The sequence below is a fragment of the Nocardiopsis sp. FIRDI 009 genome, from assembly GCF_003386285.1.
Lineage (GTDB): Bacteria > Actinomycetota > Actinomycetes > Streptosporangiales > Streptosporangiaceae > Nocardiopsis.
Genome location: NZ_QPNC01000019.1, coordinates 229,201 through 246,631 on the forward strand (window position 1 = coordinate 229,201; position 17,431 = coordinate 246,631).

12 protein-coding genes are annotated in these 17,431 nt (G+C 73.8%); 3 read left to right on the forward strand and 9 right to left on the reverse strand.

Annotated elements, in window-relative coordinates:
• Positions 1 to 145 precede the first annotated feature (145 nt).
• On the reverse strand, positions 146 to 745 hold the full coding sequence (locus tag DVR05_RS17235; protein ID WP_116246908.1) for a hypothetical protein: 600 nt from the start codon (positions 743 to 745) through the stop codon (positions 146 to 148).
• A gap of 548 nt (positions 746 to 1,293) precedes the next feature.
• On the opposite strand from DVR05_RS17235, the gene DVR05_RS17240 reads away from it, so the two are divergent.
• The 3 genes from DVR05_RS17240 (at position 1,294) to DVR05_RS17250 (ending at position 4,735) form a co-directional block, all read left to right on the forward strand.
• Positions 1,294 to 2,526, forward strand: coding sequence for a PLP-dependent aminotransferase family protein (locus DVR05_RS17240; RefSeq protein WP_116246909.1), 1,233 nt, complete (start codon positions 1,294 to 1,296; stop codon positions 2,524 to 2,526).
• A gap of 58 nt (positions 2,527 to 2,584) precedes the next feature.
• Positions 2,585 to 3,535: a D-alanine--D-alanine ligase gene (locus DVR05_RS17245; RefSeq protein ID WP_116246910.1), complete on the forward strand. Its 951-nt coding sequence runs from the start codon at positions 2,585 to 2,587 to the stop codon at positions 3,533 to 3,535.
• 192 nt (positions 3,536 to 3,727) lie between these two features.
• On the forward strand, positions 3,728 to 4,735 hold the full coding sequence (locus DVR05_RS17250; RefSeq protein WP_116246911.1) for an aldo/keto reductase: 1,008 nt from the start codon (positions 3,728 to 3,730) through the stop codon (positions 4,733 to 4,735).
• Positions 4,736 to 4,816: 81 nt separating this feature from the next.
• On the opposite strand, the gene DVR05_RS17255 is transcribed toward DVR05_RS17250, so the two are convergent.
• The 8 genes from DVR05_RS17255 to DVR05_RS17290 form a co-directional block, all read right to left on the reverse strand.
• Positions 4,817 to 5,809: a xanthine dehydrogenase family protein subunit M gene (locus DVR05_RS17255; protein ID WP_116246912.1), complete on the reverse strand. Its 993-nt coding sequence runs from the start codon at positions 5,807 to 5,809 to the stop codon at positions 4,817 to 4,819.
• On the reverse strand, positions 5,806 to 8,457 hold the full coding sequence (locus DVR05_RS17260; protein WP_116246913.1) for a molybdopterin-dependent oxidoreductase: 2,652 nt from the start codon (positions 8,455 to 8,457) through the stop codon (positions 5,806 to 5,808). Before DVR05_RS17260 ends, DVR05_RS17255 begins: the two co-directional genes overlap by 4 nt.
• A gap of 143 nt (positions 8,458 to 8,600) precedes the next feature.
• Complete coding sequence (locus tag DVR05_RS17265; RefSeq protein WP_116246914.1) at positions 8,601 to 10,334, reverse strand: protein kinase; 1,734 nt, start codon at positions 10,332 to 10,334, stop codon at positions 8,601 to 8,603.
• Between the two features lie 221 nt (positions 10,335 to 10,555).
• Positions 10,556 to 12,007, reverse strand: a complete 1,452-nt coding sequence (locus DVR05_RS17270) for an NCS2 family permease (RefSeq protein WP_116246915.1) — start codon at positions 12,005 to 12,007, stop codon at positions 10,556 to 10,558.
• Positions 12,008 to 12,243: 236 nt separating this feature from the next.
• A complete protein-coding gene (gene pucD / locus DVR05_RS17275; protein WP_116246916.1) occupies positions 12,244 to 14,679 on the reverse strand; it encodes a xanthine dehydrogenase subunit D in 2,436 nt (811 codons plus the stop codon).
• Entirely contained in the window at positions 14,680 to 16,035 is a 1,356-nt protein-coding gene (locus DVR05_RS17280; RefSeq protein WP_116246917.1) for an 8-oxoguanine deaminase, read from the reverse strand.
• Entirely contained in the window at positions 16,032 to 16,547 is a 516-nt protein-coding gene (locus DVR05_RS17285) for a (2Fe-2S)-binding protein (RefSeq protein ID WP_116246918.1), read from the reverse strand. Before DVR05_RS17285 ends, DVR05_RS17280 begins: the two co-directional genes overlap by 4 nt.
• On the reverse strand, positions 16,538 to 17,407 hold the full coding sequence (locus tag DVR05_RS17290; RefSeq protein ID WP_116246919.1) for a xanthine dehydrogenase family protein subunit M: 870 nt from the start codon (positions 17,405 to 17,407) through the stop codon (positions 16,538 to 16,540). The genes DVR05_RS17285 and DVR05_RS17290 overlap by 10 nt, the downstream gene beginning before the upstream one ends.
• Positions 17,408 to 17,431 lie beyond the last annotated feature (24 nt).

Here is a 17,431-nt window from a genome sequence, read left to right on the forward strand (position 1 = left end):
TTGAGGGGGGTTGCCAGGCCGAGCCGAACGCGCGGGCGGACCGCAGGTGGTCCGGGGCGACGGGGGGAGCTCCCTGGACACACCGACCGCACGGTGTGCCTCCGAGGTGGCTCCTCGGGGGCACACCGTCGCCTCGCGTCCGGTGTCAGTCGCCGGACACGGGGGCCGGGTCGGGCTCCCCGGCGCCGTCCGGTCCCCGGTCCGTCCCGGCGGGGGCGTGCGCGACCTGGGCGGGCGCGCACTGGAAGCAGTCCATGGCGAAGACCTCCGTGCCGCCGACGCTGCCGCTGAACGCGCCCGGCAACCCCTCGTCGCCCGCCTCCCGTTCGGCCAGGAGCTGTGGGCTGAGGCGCCCCTCGAAGCGCACGCTGCGGCCGTCGCGGGTCGTGCCCGTGCAGTGCACCCGCACGGTCCCGGCGTCGGTCGCGCGGTCCGCCCGTTCGTCGGCCTCCGCCGACAGCCCGTGCGCTCCGCCGTCCGGGGAGGCTCCGTCCGAGGGGTCGGCCGCCGGTCCGTTCGCGCAGGACAGGATCCCCTCGACCGGGTGGCCCGCGCGGGCGAAGGCGCGTTCGGCCGCCGGGCGCAGGGCGGTGACCGACAGCGCGCCGGCGGCCCGTGCCATCTCCTCCCTGGCGGCCTCGGCCCGTTCCACGCGTGCGTCGTCGGTGGCGCAGGCGGTGGTGAGCACACCCGCCAGGGCCATGCAGGCCAACGGCGTGAGGACGGCGGTGGTGCGGACTCCCATGTCTTCTCCCCGGGTCGCCGGACCGGGTGCGCGCGCACCCGGAGGTGTCCCACGAGACCAAGGTCACGCATATTCACTATGTGGCCTATGTCCGACTCGCGGTAATAGGTAAAAAAGTCCCTCATGTTCTGGTTATCGGGGTGCGCCACCCCCGCCCCGCCTGGGTACCTCCCCAAGGCGCGGCTCGAACGAGAGCGCGACCGGACAGGCACCGCACGTGTGGCGAACGGCGTGAAACGGGCGGCCCGTGGCGGGGACGCGACCCCGCTGGGCTACACTCGGTGCATTTACCGGTCCGGGCGCACCCCGGACCACCCGACCGACCGTCGCACGCGCGCCCCGGCACCGCCCGGGGCGCCGTGTGAACCAGGGGGCGGCGTACGGCGTCGAACGGGGGACCGTGATCGGCCCCGCGTTCCACCCGTGGGCCACCCGACCGACCTTCCTTCCGGAGGTGGACCGTGTCCGCTGACCACCGAGAGCAGCAGCCCACCCAGGGTTCGCGTATCGACCCGCACGTCGGCCGCTACGCACACCGAGCACAGGGCATGGTCGCATCGGAGGTCCGCGCACTCTTCGCCGTCGCCTCCCGTCCCGAGGTCGTCTCCCTGGCCGGCGGCATGCCCAACGTCGCGGCGCTCCCCCTCGACCAGATCGGCGAACTCGTCCGCGACGTGGTCGCCGAGGAGGGCCCGGCCGCCCTCCAGTACGGCTCCGCCCAGGGCGACCCCGTCCTGCGCGAGCAGATCTGCGACTACATGACGCTGGAGGGCATCACCGCCAGCCCCGACGACGTCATCGTCACCGTCGGCTCCCAGCAGGCCCTCGACCTCATCACCCGCGTCTTCGTCGACCCCGGCGACGTCGTCCTGTGCGAGGCGCCCACCTACGTCACCGCCATCAACACCTTCGCCGCCTTCCAGGCCGACATCCGCCACGTGGCCGTGGACGAGGACGGCGTGCGGCCCGAGGAGCTCGACGAGGCGCTCAACCGCGCCGCGCGCGAGGGCCGCAGGGTGAAGTTCTTCTACACCATCCCCAACTTCCAGAACCCGGCGGGCATCACCATGACCGCCCAGCGCCGCGCCCGGGTCCTGGAGGTCTGCGAGCGCCACGACGTCCTCGTGGTCGAGGACAACCCCTACGGCCTGCTCCGCTACGACGGCGAGGCCCAGCCCACGCTCTACTCCCAGGGGACGGGCAACGTCATCTACCTCGGGTCGCTGTCCAAGACCCTCTCGCCCGGACTGCGCATCGGCTGGGCGCTGGCCCCCGCGCCCGTGCGCGCCAAACTGGTCCTGGCCGCCGAGTCGGCGATGCTCAGCCACTCCACCTTCAACCAGCTGGTCGTGCGCCGTTACCTGCGGACCTTCCCCTGGCGCGAGCAGATCAAGGCGTTCAACACCATGTACGGCGAGCGCCGCGACGCCATGCTCGGCGCCCTGGAGGCGATGATGCCCGCCGGGTGCACCTGGACCCGCCCCGAGGGCGGCTTCTTCGTCTGGGCCACCCTGCCCGAGGGCATCGACGCCAAGGCCATGCTGCCCCGCGCCGTGGCCGAACGCGTCGCCTACGTGCCCGGAACCGGCTTCTACGCCGACGGACGCGGCCGCGCCGACATGCGGCTGAGCTTCTGCTACCCGACCCCCGAGCAGATCCGCGAGGGCGTACGCCGTCTCGTCGGCGCGATCGAGGGCGAACTCGACCTGCGTGATACCTTCGGCAGCACCCTGGCCCCGCCCGCCGAGGGCCACCAGGCACCCGCCCCCGACCTGCCCTGACACCCCCTTCCGTAAGGGCGCCAGCACCATGTCAGCACCACAAGAGGAGGTCCGCGCCGTGGCAGACCTTGACCGCGTTCTCGTTCTCGCCGGGGGACTGTCCCCCGAACACGAGGTGAGCGTCCACTCCGGGCGGAGCGTCGCCGAGGCGCTGCGCCGACTGGACGTGGAGGTCCAGGTCGCCGACGTCGACGGCACCCTGCTGGACCGGCTGTCCGACGACCCGCCGCAGGTGGTCTTCCCCGTCCTGCACGGCGCGGCGGGTGAGGACGGCGCGATCCGCGAGGTCCTGGAGCTGGTGGGGGCGCCCTACGTGGGGGCGCGTCCGGACGCGTGCCGCCTGGCCTACTCCAAGCCGGCGGCCAAGGCGCTGCTGGCGGCCGAGGGGGTGCGCGTCCCGCGCGGGGCCGCCCTGCCCAAGTCGGCCTTCCACGACCTGGGCGCCCCGGCGCTGCTGTCGCGGATGGCCGACCGCCTGGGCCTGCCGCTGTTCGTCAAGCCCGACCGGGGCGGATCGGCGTTCGGCGCCGCACCGGTCACGACGCTCCAGGACCTGTCGGCCGCCCTGGTGTCCTGCTTCGCCTACGGCGACTCCGCGCTCGTGGAGGAACAGGTCCAGGGCACCGAACTGGCGGTGGGCGTCCTGGACACGGGCGAGGGTCCCGTGGCGCTGCCCCCGGTGGAGATCGTGCCCGACGGCGGGGTCTACGACTACGCGGCGCGCTACACCGCCGGGCGCACCGAGTTCTTCTGCCCGGCCCGCCTGGACGCCGACGCCGTCGCGGCCGCCACCGAGGTCGCCCTGACCGCCCACCGCGTGCTGGGGCTGCGCGACCTGTCGCGCACCGACCTCATCGTCGGCGACGACGGCCGGGTCACCTTCCTGGAGACCAACGTCGCCCCCGGCCTCACCGAGACCTCGACCTTCCCGATGGCGGCCGCCGCCGCGGGGCTGGACTTCGCGGTCGTGTGCCGGGAACTGGCCCACCAGGCGCTCCTGCGCGGCTGACCGGGGGAAGGCCCCGACGTCCCCCCGCCCCACGAGGCGGGAGGTGTCGTTCGTTTGCTGATGGGTCGCAGGATCCGAACCCTTCGGGTGGTAGTGTTCGCGCCGCACGCCCCTCCACGCGGGGACGGCCGAGACGCCGCCGCCACGGCGCGCCCGCCCGGCCCCGCGCACCACCGAAGGACGAGAAGCCGCATGCGCACACGCCAGTTCCACGGGACGCCGGTCGGCCGGGTCGGGCTCGGCCTCATGGGTATGAGCTGGGCCTACTCCGCCTCCGAACGCGACGACACCCGGTCGGTGGAACTCATCCGCGAGGCCGTCGACCTCGGGGTCACCTTCCTGGACACCGCCCAGGTCTACGGCGGCGGCCACAACGAGGAACTGGCGGGCCGCGCGCTCAGGGGCATCCGCGACCGGGTCGTCCTGGCCACCAAGACCGGTCTGGTCATGGACGACGCCGCGACCCTGGCCATGCACCGGGACGGAACACCCGACCACGTCCGCCGCTCCCTCGACGAGAGTCTGCGCCGCCTGGGCACCGACACCGTCGACCTGTACTACCTCCACCGCGTCGACCCCGACGTCACCCTCGCCGAGACCTGGGGCGCCATGGCCGAACTGGTCACCCAGGGCAAGGTCCGCCACCTGGGACTGTCGGAGGTCACCCGGGCCCAGGCCGACGAGGCGCACGCCCTCCACCCCGTGGCGGCGATCCAGTCGGAGCTGTCGCTGTGGACCCGCGACGCCCAGGGCGCCGGGGGCGGCAGCGCGGACGGCGTCGCGGGGGCGGCCGACGGCGGCGAGGGCCCCGGCGACGTCGTCGGCTGGTGCGCCGAACACGGCGCCGCCTTCGTCCCCTTCTCCCCGCTGGGCCGCGGCTTCCTCACCGGAACCGTCACCGCCGACGCCCTGGAGGAGGGCGACCTGCGCGCCCGTCAGCCCCGCTTCCAGGAGGAGGCCATCCGCCGCAACCAGGCCCTGGTGGACGTGGTGCGGCGCGTCGCCGAGCGGCGCGGCACCACGCCCGCCCGCGTCGCGATCGCCTGGACCCTCGCCCAGGGCGACCACGTCATCCCCATCCCCGGCACGAAGAAGTCGGCCTACCTGCGCGACAACGCCGGGGCCGCCGACCTCGACCTGACCGACGAGGACCTGGCCGAACTCGACGACCTGCCCACGGCGGTGGGCACCCGCTACTGACCGCCGCCCGGGCCGGCCCCCGCGGGGACGGGCCCGGGGCAGCGCGCCCCGGTCGGACCGCGCACGGCCCAGGCGCGCGGCTCAGGCGCGCGCGAACCCCAGCGCCCGCTCGACCCCGGCACGTACGGTCTCGCGCAGCAACGCCACCTTGTACCCGGTCGCGGGCAACGGCGAGCACCGGGCGGCCAGCCCGTCCAACGCCGCCGCGAACCCCGCGCCGGGCTCGGCCCCCGGCACCGCGCCCACCAGCGAGGACTCCACCTCCGGCAGCCGCAGGGGGGTGCGGGCCACACCACCGACCGCGACCGCCGCGGAGGCCACCGGGCCCGCACCGCCCTCGGCGCGGACCAGACGCGCCGTCACCTCCACCAGCGGCCACTCGGACCGGGACCGCCCGGTCGCCCGCAGGTAGGCGGCCAGCTCCCCGGGCGCGGGCGCGGGCAGCGACACCGCCGTCACCACCTCCGACGGATCCAGCACGTGGTCACGGCTCGGGTCGGTCCCGTCGTAGAGACCGGCCACCGGACGCTCGGCGACCGCGCCGCCGTCGCCGGACACCTCCACCACGGCGTCGTAGGCCACCAACGCCAGCGCCACCGTCGACGGGTGCGGCGCCACGCACGGGCCCTGGTCCACCACCACCCCGTGCAGGTGGTCGCCCTCCCGCGCCGGACAGGAGCCACCGCCCGTCTGGAAGCAGTCGAAGGCCGGATTGCGCAGGTACCAGCACCGGTTGCGCTGCAACAGGTTGCCGCCCACCGTGGCCGTCCGGCGGATCTGGGGGGTGGCCAGCGCCCCCGCCGTGCGCGCCAGCGCCGGATAGGCCGCCCCCAGCCTGGGGTCGGCGGACACCTCGTGCACGCTCGTCAGCGCGCCCACCCGCGCCGAACCGTCGTCGCGCCAGTCGATCCCGCGCAGCGTCTCGATCCCGGTCAGGTCCACCACCGGCGCCGGGGCGAGCACGCCGTGGGCCACACACGCGGTCAGGTCGGTGCCTCCCGCGCGCGGCCGGGCCCCGGTCCCCGCCAGTTCGGTCAGGGCGGAGCCCAGGTCGGTCGGTCGTGTCGTGGTCATCGCAGCCCCTCGATCAGTCGGTCCGGGCGGATGGGCAGATCGCGCGGGCGCCAGCCGGTGGCGTCGAACACGGCGTTGGCCACGGAGGCCGCCACGCCGACGGTGGACACCTCGCCCAGGCCGACGCCGCCCCCGGGCACGTGCTCGAACCCCTCCTCGTGGAAGTACACCTCGGTCTCGGGCACGTCGCCCAGCCCCGGGATCCGGTAGTCCTCCATGTTGTCGGTCAGCACGGTCCCGGTCACCGGATCGTCGCGCCGCTCCTCGTGCAGCGCGTAGCCCACACCCTGCACCACCGCCCCCTCGCACTGGTTGCGGGCGAGCCGGTCGGAGTAGATCCGACCGGCCGCGATCCCGGCCCAGCAGCGGGTCGGGCGGACCCGGCCGAGCAGGGTGTCGACCTCCACCTCCATGACGTGCACGGCGCCGATGAGACCGCGTCCCACGGCGACGTCCCCGCCGCCGGACAGGAGCGAGGACATCCGCTCCCACCGGCCCAGGGAGCGTCCGCCGACCACCCTCAGCCCCTCGGCGGAGGCGAGCGCCTCCTTCAGGGCGAGTTCCGGGATCGGGCCCGACGCAGGGACCCGGGGCGAGTGCTCGCGCAGGGCGCGGCGCAGCCGGTCGGCGGCCTCGGCGGCGGCCGGGCCCATCGAGTTGGTGGTCCGGCTGCCCCCTGCCCCGGAGCCGTGCACCGACGTGCTGTCCCCGATCCGCACGCTGAGCGACGAGGGGGGCGCGCCGAGCCGGTCGGCGACCACGTCGCGCAGGACGGTGCGGATCCCGGTGCCGATGTCCTGGGTGGCCGAACGGACGACCACCACGCCGTCCTCGACCGTCAGCTCCACCTTCGATCTCGGGCTGACGATGAACAGCCAGTTGCTCGCGGCCAGCCCCACACCGCGCCGGAACCGGCCGGTGCGTTCGCCGCGGGGACGGTCGGTCCACAGCGGCAGGGCGGCGACCCTGTCGTAGAGGGCCCGTCGTCGCGTGTTGCCGTCCCAGCGCCGCCGCAGGCTCAGCGGGTCCTCGCCCAGGCGGTGCGCCATCGTGTCCACCGCCTGCTCCAGGGCGAAGGCCATCGGCGGCGCGCCCGGCCCGCGGAACGGAGCCCCCGGCGGATGGTTGGTGACCACGTCGTAGTCGCGGGTCCGGCGCGGCGTGCGGCCGTACATCAGCGCGGCCAGCGTGGCGGTCATGGACCCGTAGGACACACCGCCGTCGCCGTAGGAGTCCACGCTCATCGCCGCCAGGTCGCCCCTGTCGTCGGCGAGCAGGGCCACGCGGGTGCGGGTGCCGGGGCGGTAGCCGGCGTCGGTCAGCTCCTCGGCGCGGGTCAGCGCGACGCTCACCGGGACCCGGGCCAGCCGGGACAGCTCGGTCGAGGCGACGATGTCCGTCGTCAGCGTCGCCTTGGCGCCGAACCCGCCGCCGACGTACTCCGTGACCACGCGCACCCGGTCGCGGGGCAGGTCCCAGCGTTCGGCGACCGCGTCGGCCATGTCGCTGACGGCCTGGGTGGACATGTACAGCGTCAGCGCGCCCTCCCGCGACCAGTCCGCCACGCACGCGTGCGGCTCCAGCGCGGTGTGCAGCTGGGCGGCGGTGGTGTACTCCTCCGCGACCAGACGGGGATCTGCGGACCGCCCGGCGGCGCGCAGCCGCTTCAGGGCGGTCCCGGCCCGCCAGCGCAGGGTGAACGGCCCCCGGACGTTGCCCCGCCAGGGCGCGGCCGTGGCCGTGCCCTCGGCGTAGCTGGGGGCCGCCCTCCGCTCGTTCCGGCTGGGATAGAGCTCGGGAGCGTTCGGCGCCCGGGCCTCCTCCTGGGTCAGGACCGCGGGCAGCGGCTCGTAGTCCACGCGCACCGCCTCGGCGGCGGCCCGGGCCCGAGCACGGGTCGGCGCGGCCACGGCCGCGATCGGCTGGCCGACGTAGCGCACGACGCGGTTCTCGCCCAGCAGGTCGACGAAGACCGGCGCGGAGTCCGTGCCCGCCCCGGTCCCGGCGTCCACCCGGGCCCCGGCCGGGTCGACGGAGCGGATCCGGGCGTGCGGGTGGGTCGAGCGCACGATCACCCCCTCCCAGCACCCCTCGGGCGCGCGGTCGACGGTGAACATCGCGCGGCCGGTCACCTTGTCGTGGGCGTCGGCGCGCGGCGGCTCCCCCTCCGGTTCGGTGTCGAACTCCCCGGCGCAGGCCGCGGCCACAGCGGCGGCGATGCCCTCGTAGGCCCCGCACCGGCACAGGTGGCCGGCCAGGGCGTCGGCGATGGTGTCGCGGTCGGGGCGCACGTCGCCGTGCTCGGCGCGCCAGGCGTCGGTGAACGCGGCGGCCGTCATGACGAACCCGGGCGTGCAGTAGCCGCACTGGAGGCCGTCGTGGGCGGCGAAGGCGCGCTGGACGGGGTGGGCGCCGCCCAGGCCCTCCACGGTGGTCACCGAGCGACCCGGCAACGCGTCGGCGGGCAGGAGGCAGGAGACGGTGGGGGAGCCGTCGAGCAGCACCGTGCAGGCGCCGCACACACCGTCCCCGCACGCGATCTTGGTGCCGGTCAGACCGAGGCCGTCGCGGATGTGGTCGGCCGCGGTCGCGCCCGGCGTGTCCGGGTCCGGGGCGGGGGCGGGTGAGCCGTTGACTTCCAGGTCCATGTGGCCGTCCCTGGTCGAAACGTAAAGTTGTCAATGACAACTTAAATCGGCGTCCCACCCGTGTCAAAGGAATAGGCGGCACGCGTGCCGACCGTCCGGGCCGACACGCGCGCCGTGTGGTGTGTTGACCGAAACCTGACCGGTCAGTCCCCGGGCACGGGCCAGGACGGCTCGAAGACGGGACCGTCGAACGGGAGCGGCGAGAACTCCACGCCGTCCGTGGGGTCGTCCCCGGGGTCCTCACCTCCGGGCCCGTCTGTCGGATCCTCCCCGGCGCCGTCCCCGGGGTCCGTGCTCGGACCGTCGCCGGGGTCCGTGCCTCCGTCGGCGCCGTCGTCGGTCGGACCGTCGCCGGGCTCCCCGGTGTCCGCGCCGCCCTCGGGACAGCCGTCGGCGACACAGGGCTCCTCCGAGGGGCAGCCCGGCGCGTGGGGGTCGGCGGCGCAGTCCGTGCCGGTGTCCTCGCCCGGTGCGCCCGTACCCTCCTCCACGGGGTCCGGCTCCACGGCCCCCTCGCCGCCCAGCCGGTCCGCCTCCTCCACCGGCTCCTCCCCGGTGGTCCCGGGGGCCCCGGTCGCCGGCGCCTCGGACGGCGGGGCGGAGGGGACGGACCCGGTGGGCACGATCTCGGGGAACGCGCCCTGACGGTAGGCCACCAGCAGCAGGACACCGAGCGCGACCACGACCACCGTGGCGGCGGCCCGGGCCAGGGCCCCGCCGTGCGCCCCGCGCCCGTGCCGACGCCCACCGGGACGCCGGGGGAGCGGCCGGACACCCCGTCCCCCCGCTCCCGGACCGTTCCAGTCCCGATGGGGCGCGCCCTTTTGGACCGGACCCTTCGGGGGCGCTCCGTCCGTCCCCGCGGTGTCGGCGGGCGTGCCCTCCACGAGCGTGTCACGCGGGACGCCCCGCGCCCGGGACCCGTCCTCGGTGTCCTCGTCCACCGCCGCGCCCGCCGGGGCCGTACCCGGCAGGAGCCCGGTGGGGCCGCCTCCCGGCCGGATGACCGCCGTCCCCTCGTCGACCAGTGTGGCCGCCTGCTCCAGGACGGCGGTGGGCGCCAGGGGAGCCGTGGCCGGTCCGGTGCCGAGCAGCGTGCCCAGCACGTCCACGGCCCGGGGACGCGCCGCGGGATCCTTGTCCAGGCACCGTTCCAGCACCGGGCGCAACCGGTCGGGGACGCCCTCCAGGTCCGGCGCCTCACGCAGGACCCGGTCGACCACCTCCATCGTGGTCTCACCGGGGAAGGCGTGCCGCCCCGTGGCCGCGAAGGCGATCACGGCCGCCCAGGAGAACACGTCGCTGGCCGGGCCCACCGACTGACCCCGGACCTGCTCGGGCGACATGTAGGCGGGCGTGCCCACCACGCCCGTGGTGTGCCGGGTGGCGTCGTCCAGACGGGCGATGCCGAAGTCGATCACCCGGGGCCCGTCCGGACCGAGGATCACGTTGCCCGGTTTGACGTCGCGGTGCACCACCCCCGCCTCGTGCACCGCCGTCAGCGCGGTCACCGTGGCGATCGCCAGCCGGTCCAGCGCGGCGCCCTCGCGAGGGCCCCCGTCGCGCACCGCCGAGCGCAGGGTGGGGCCGGGCACGTACTCACTGGCGATGTAGGGCACCGGCCCGTCCACGTCGGCGTCCAGGACCGCCGCGGTGCAGAACGGCGCCACCCGGCGGGCCGCCGCCAACTCCTGGGCGAACCGCGCGCGCTGGCGCGTGTCGTCGCCCCAGGCCGGGGTCAGGACCTTGACGGCCGCGGGGGTGCCGTCCGGGGCGTGGCCTAAGTAGACCATGCCCTGGCCGCCGCCGTCGATGCGGGCCGAGAGCGTGTAGGGACCGATGCGTTCGGGGTCCGAGGAACCGAGCGGAGTGGTCATCGTTCGCGCCTGTCCGAGGGTGGGGGAAGCCGCCGGATCGCGGCCTGTCCCTTCCTGTGACGTCGCCCGGAGCGCTTTGGATCCTTACGCGGGGGTGGCAGTACCGTCACTTTTTCCCGTCAGGGGGGACGTTATCCCCGCATTTCGCCCGGACACGAGCGTCGGGCCGCCGCGTATCCGGTGATACGCGGCGGCCCGAGGCGTCGGGGGAGGGGAGAGGGCTACTCCAGGCCCAGGGCGTGCATCGCGAAGTGGAACGTGAACACCGCCGACAGGACCCACATCAGCCAGTGGACCTCCTTGTACCTGCCCTGGGCGGAGCGGACCACGGTGTAGGCGATGATGCCGATCCCGATCCCGGTCGCGATGTCGAAGGCGAACGGCATCATCGCGATCGTCAGGAAGGCGGGGATCGCGATCGAGATGTCCGACCAGTCGATGTCCCTGATGTGCATCATCATCATGACGCCGACCAGGACCATGGCCACCGAGGCCGCCTGCGTCGGGACGATCGCGAACACCGGAGCGAAGAAGATCGCGCTCAGGAACAGGGACCCCGTGACCACGCTCGCCAGACCGGACCGCGCGCCCTCACTCACACCGGCCGTGGACTCGACGAACACCAGGGTCGCCGAGGAGCTGGTCAGACCACCGACCACGGCGCCGGACCCGTCGGTGACCAGGATCTGGTTGACCCGGGGCATCTGCCCGGTGGAGTCGGCGATGTTGGCCTTGGCGCCGATCGCCAGGATGGTGCCCAGCGCGTCGAAGAACCCGGCCAGCACCATGGTGAAGAGGATGACACCGGCCGTGGTCGGACCGGCCGACGTCCAGGCGCCGAGCATGTCCACCTGGAAGAGCAGACCGAAGTCGGGCAGCGCCACCGGGTTGCCGGGCAGTTCGGGGCTGGAGCCGCCCCAGCCCGCCCCGCCCCAGGCGGAGGCGTCGAGGCCGAAGACGTAGTGGAAGACGATGCCCAGCAGGGTGGCGCCGACGATCCCGTAGAAGATGGCGCCCGTGACGTTGCGGGCCAGGAGTACCGCGGACAGGACCAGCCCGGCCACGAAGACCAGGATCGGCCAGCCGTTCAGGTGGCCGCCGGTGTCGGGGCCGCCGAGCGTCAGCAGCGCGCCGCCCGCGCTGACGAAACCGGCGTTCTTGAGCCCGATGAGGCAGACGAACATGCCGATGCCCACGCCGATGGCGATCTTGAGGTTGTGCGGCAGCGCGTTCATCACCGCCGTCCGGACACCGGTGACCACCATCAGGATGATGACGATCCCCTGCCAGACCACCAGGCCCATGACCTCGGACCAGGTCATGACGGGCGCGGCCACGTAGGCGACCACGGCGCTCACCCCGAGCGCCGCGGCACAGGCGATCGGGGCACGGCCCACCACGCCCATCATGATGGTGACCAGGCCCGCGGACAGCGCCGTCATCGTGGTCAGCTGCGCCGGGTCCAGGGTGTTGCCGGCGGCGTCCTCGACGCCGCTGAGGATGATCGGGTTCAGGACGATGATGTAGGCCATCGCCATGAAGGTGGTGAGCCCGCCGCGGACCTCCTGTCCGATGGTGGAGCCGCGCTCACCGATGAAGAAGAAGCGGTCGAGCCAGGATCGAGCCGGTACGGCCTGCGCGTCGCGCGAGCCGGAGGTGTCGACTTGTGTCATGTCCCCTCCTGGAGGGATATGAGCATGGGAAACACCATGCGTGGGGGGATTGCTACACGATGTAGCCAATCAATGGGAGGTGTAGGACGACGCTGTCCTACCGGGCACCCGCCCCGGGGCCGAGGGCGCCGGCGGATCCGGGGCGGGCGGTTCTGGGGGGCTGGGCGCGGTCGGCGGCCACCGGGCCACCGGCCGCGCCCCCTGAGGGGGCGGCGGGCGCACACCCGCCGCCCGCCTCAGAGCTCGATGCCGACGATGTCCTCCGGGCGCACCGGCGCGTGCGTGAGCGCACGGCCGGTGGCGTCGCGGACCGCGGCCACGATCGCCGGGGTCGAGGACAGGGTGGGCGGCTCACCCGCGCCGCGCAGCCCGTAGGGGGCGTGCGGGTCGGGGTGCTCCAGGACGTCGATCCGCATCGGAGGCGTGTCCAGGATGGTCGGGATCAGGTAGTCCGTGAACGACGGGTTCCGGATCACGCTGTCCTTGACCTGGATCTCCTCCATCAGCGCCAGGCCCAGACCCTGGGTCGAGGCGCCCTGGATCTGACCGGCCAGCTGCTGCGGGTGCAGCACCTTGCCCACGTCCTGCACCGCGTCCAGCGCCACGACCTTGACCAGGCCCAGTTCCACGTCCACGTCCACCACGGCGCGGTGCACGCACATGCCGAACTGGGTGTGGGAGGAACCCTGGCCCAGGACGGGGTCGAGCATCTCGGTCGGACGGTGGTGGTGTTCGCGGGTCTCCTCCACCACGGTGCCGCCGCTGGCGGAGTCGCCGAGCAGGTCGGCCAGCGACGTCAGCACACCGTCGGTCGCCGAGACCAGCTTGCCGCCCACCAGGGACAGGTCCGCGTCGTGCCGGTCGGCCGGGACCACACCGCGTTCGCGGGCGATCGCGAACACCGACGCGCGCACCGCCTCACAGGCCAGCTTCACCGCGCCGCCGGTCATGTACGACTGGCGGGAGGCGGAGGAGGAACCGGCCGAACCCACCCCGGTGTCGGACGGGTTGATGACCACCTTCTCCACACCCAGCTCGGTGCGGGCGATCTGGCCCTTGACGGTGACCAGGCCCTGGCCGACCTCGGCGGCCGCCGTGTGCACGAGCACGATCGGCTCACCGGCCACGATCTCCAGCCGCACCCGCGCGGTGGAGTAGTCGTCGAAGCCCTCCGAGAAGCACAGGTTCTTCAGGCCCACGCCGTAGCCCACACCGCGCACGACACCCTCGCCGTGCGTGGTCCCGGCCACGCCGCCCGGGAGGGTGCGCAGGTCGGCGGGGTCGGGCAGCTCGGAGCGGTCGACCGGCATCGGCAGGTCGCGGGCGCGCTGGAGCATCTCCGCCATCGGCAGCGGGCTGTGCAGCTCCTGGCCCGTGATGATCTTCGAGCCCTGCGACATGGCGTTCTTGATCCGCAGGTCCACCGGGTGCATGCCCAGCTTCTCGGCGAGCTTGTCCATCTGGGACTCGTAGCCGAAGCACGCCTGGACCGCGCCGAAACCGCGCATCGCGCCGCACGGCGGGTTGGTGGTGTACACCCCGTAGGCGTCCACGAGCACGTTCGGCACCTCGTAGGGGCCGATCCCCAGCGAGGAGGCCACACCCACCACGGCGGGCGTCGCCGAGGCGTAGGCGCCGCCGTCCACGATGATCTCCAGGGTGGCGTACAGCAGCGTGCCGTCGGCCTTGGCGCCGTGCTCGAACCGCATCTTGGCCGGGTGCCGGTGCACGTGGCCGTAGAAGGACTCCTCGCGGTTGTACACGATCTTGACCGGCTTGCCGGTGCGCAGGGCGAGCATGGCGCCGTGGATCTGCATCGACAGGTCCTCGCGGCCGCCGAACGCGCCGCCCACACCCGCCATGGTCATCCGCACCTTGTCCTCGGGCAGGCCCAGACAGGGCACGATCTGCCAGAGGTCGTTGTGCAGCCACTGGGTGGCGACGTAGATGTGGACGCCGCCGTCCTCCTCGGGGACGGCCAGACCGGACTCGGGTCCCAGGAACGCCTGGTCCTGCATGCCGACCTCGTACTCGGTCTCCACGACCGCGTCGGCCCGGGCGCGCAGGGTCTCCAGGACCCGCCGCTCCTCCTCCTTGCGCCCGGCCGCGTCCCGGAAGTCGCCGGTGCGGATGGGCTGGTAGCGGACCCGGTTGCCGGACTGGTGGTACTCCTCGTGGATCTTGAGGGTGCCCTCCTCGTGTACCAGCGGGTACTCGGGGTCGAGGGCGGCCCGGCGCGAGTCGCTGACCGGGGGCAGCACCTCGTAGTCGACCTTGATCCGCTCCATGGCGCGCCGGGCGGTCTCCGGGTGGTCGGCGGCCACGAGGGCCACGGGCTCACCCTTGTAGCGCACCTTGTCGAAGGCCAGCACCGGCTGGTCCTTGTACTCCAGGCCGTAGCGCTTGGCCCCGGGAACGTCCTCGTGCGTGAGCACGGCCTCCACCCCGGGGACCTTGAGCGCCTCGGTGATGTCGATGCCCAGGATCCTCGCGTGCGGGTGGGGGCTGCGCAGGGTCATCCCCCACAGCATGTCCTCCATCCACATGTCCGAGGAGTAGGCGAACTCCCCGGTCACCTTCAGGGTGCCGTCGGGGCGGAGCGGGCTGGAGCCCAGCCCGTCCTTGGTGGTGCTGGACAGGTCCGTGACCGTCCGGGTGGTCGTCGTCGCCATCTAAAGGCTCGCCTCCTGAAGCAGGGCGCGGTGCGCGGCTCGACCGCGCGCGGCCGCGGTGTCGGCGGAGAGGGTGCGGAGCTGGCCACGGTCGACGACGGTGTTCCCGCCGACGAGGAGCCGCTCCAGGGGAGGGGTGGGGCCGAAGACCGCGGCCACCACCGGGTCGTCGATCACGTCGTAGCCGAAGCCGTCCACCCGCCACAGGGCGATGTCGGCGACCTTGCCCACGGTGATCGAACCGAGTTCGGCGTCGCGGCCCAGGACGCGGGCGCCGCCCAGGGTCGCCATCTCCAGCGCCTGGCGGGCGCTCAGCGCCTGCGGGCCCCTGCGGGCGCGGGCCATGAGCAGCGCCTGGTGCATCTCACCGGCCAGGCCGGTGAGCTCGCTGGAGGCCGGGCCGTCCACGCCCAGGCCCACCCGGGCCCCCGCCTCCAGCAGCTCGGTCACCCGACAGATCCCCGCGCCCAGACGGGCGTTGGAGGTCGGGCAGTGCGCGACGCCGGTGCCGGTGGCCGCGATGCGGGCGATCGCGGCGTCGGACAGGTGCACCGCGTGGGCGAACCACACGTCCTCACCGAGCCAGCCGAGCTTCTCCGCGTACTCGACGGGGGTGCACCCGAACTCGGCCTGGCACTGGGCCTCCTCGTCGAGGGTCTCGGCGAGGTGGGTGTGCAGCCGCACGCCCTTGGCGCGCGCCAGCTCGGCGGCGCCGACCATCAGCTCCCGGCTCACCGAGAACGGCGAGCACGGAGCCGCGGCCACGCGGGTCATCGACTCCGGGGAGGCGTCGTGGTGGGCGTCGATCGCGGCCGCGGTACCCTCCAGGGCGCCGTCGGTGGTCTCCACGACGCTGTCCGGCGGCAGCCCGCCCGCGCTGTGTCCCCGGTCCATCGACCCGCGGGCCAGATCCAGGCGGATGCCCACCTCCCGGGCGGCCTCGACCTCGGCGGCCACGATGTCACCGCGGCCCGAGGGGTAGATGTAGTGGTGGTCGGAGGCGGTGGTGCACCCGGACAGGGCCAGGTGGGCCATCCCGGCGCTCGTCGTCCCCGACACCACCTCGGCGTCCAGCCGGTGCCAGATCTCGTAGGAACCCACCAGCCACTCGAAGAGCGTGCCGTCGGCGAACAGACCCTGTGTGGCCCACTGGTACAGGTGGTTGTGCGTGTTGACCAGGCCCGGGGTGGCCAGACACCCGCGACCGTCGATCCGCTCGGCCCCCGGGGCCTGGGGCGCCGGCCCCGCGCCGACCGCGCTGATCCGGCCGTCGGTGACCACGACGTGCCCGTCGGCGTACTCCGCGCCGTCCACCGTGACGACGTGGGCCCCCTCGATGACGATCGTGCGGCTCATGCGTTGCTCCCGGAGGCCGCCCGACGCTCGGCGGCCAGGTGCACCGCGTCGATGATCTTCTCGTACCCCGTGCAGCGGCACAGGTTGCCCGCGAGCGCCTCGCGGATCTCCGCGTCGTCCGGGGCGGGCTTGCCCTGGCCCACGGTGCGCTCCAGCAGGTCGTCGGTCTGCACCAGCAGGCCCGGGGTGCAGAAACCGCACTGGACGGCGCCCGCCTCGACGAACGCGTCCTGGACCGTGTCCAGCTTCTTGTCCGAACCCTTGCCCGACTCCTCGGCCAGGCCCTCCACGGTGCGGATCCGGCGGCCCTCGGCCTGCCCGGCGGCGATCATGCACGAGCACGCCGTCACACCGTCGAAGTAGACCGTGCAGGATCCGCACTCGCCCTGCTCGCAGGCGTTCTTGCTGCCCGGCAGGCCCAGTCGCTCACGGAGCACGTACAGCAGGCTCTCGCCCGGCCAGACGTTCTCGGCGGTCATGTCCTCGCCGTTGACGTTGAGGTTCACGCGCATCGCGTGGCTCCCTTCCGGTATTCGGTGACGGACCAGCTCAGCGCGCGGCGCGCCATGACCGACATCGAGTGCTTGCGGTAGTCGGCGCTGCCCCGCTGGTCGTCGATGGGGCGGGCGGCCGAGGCGACGAGCTCGCCGAAGCGCCGCACGGTGGCCTCCGAGGGCACCGAGCCGCTCTCCCAGTCGAACTCGGCGGTCAGGAACTCCTCGGCGGCCTCGGCACGCATCGGCGTCGGGCCGACCGAGCCCAGGCCCGTGCCCACGGTCCGGTTCTCCGCGTCCAGGGACAGGGAGAACCCCGCGACCGAGATCACCATCGCGTTGCGCGTGCCGATCTTGAGGAACTGCTGCGGCCCCTTGGGCGCGGGCAGCAGGATCGCGGTGATCAGCTCGTCGGGCTGCAGGGCGGTCGTACGGAACGACAGGTAGAAGTCGCGGGCGGCGACCGTGCGCCGGCCGCGCACCGACGCCAGTTCGATCACGGCGTCGGTGGCGAGCAGCGGCGGGTGCGTGTCACCGGCGGGGGAGGCGCCCCCGAGGTTGCCGCCGACCGTGCCCCGGTTGCGGATCTGCGGGGAGGCGACCGTCCGGGAGGCCCTGGCCAGGGCCGGGGCCTGCTTCTGCAGGTTCTCGATGATCCTGGTGTAGGGCACGCCCGCACCGAGGCGGGTGTACTCGCCGTCGGGACCCCACTCGGCCAACTCGGGGATCCGGGCCAGGTCGATCAGGGTCTCGGGGCGCCGCTTGTCGAAGTTGAGTTCCACCATGACGTCGGTACCGCCCATGATGGGCACCCCGTCAGGGTGGGCGCTCTTGGCCTCGAGCGCCTCCTCCAGTGTGGAGGGACTCAGGAATTCCATACTTGTCCTCGTTGCTCGCCACGG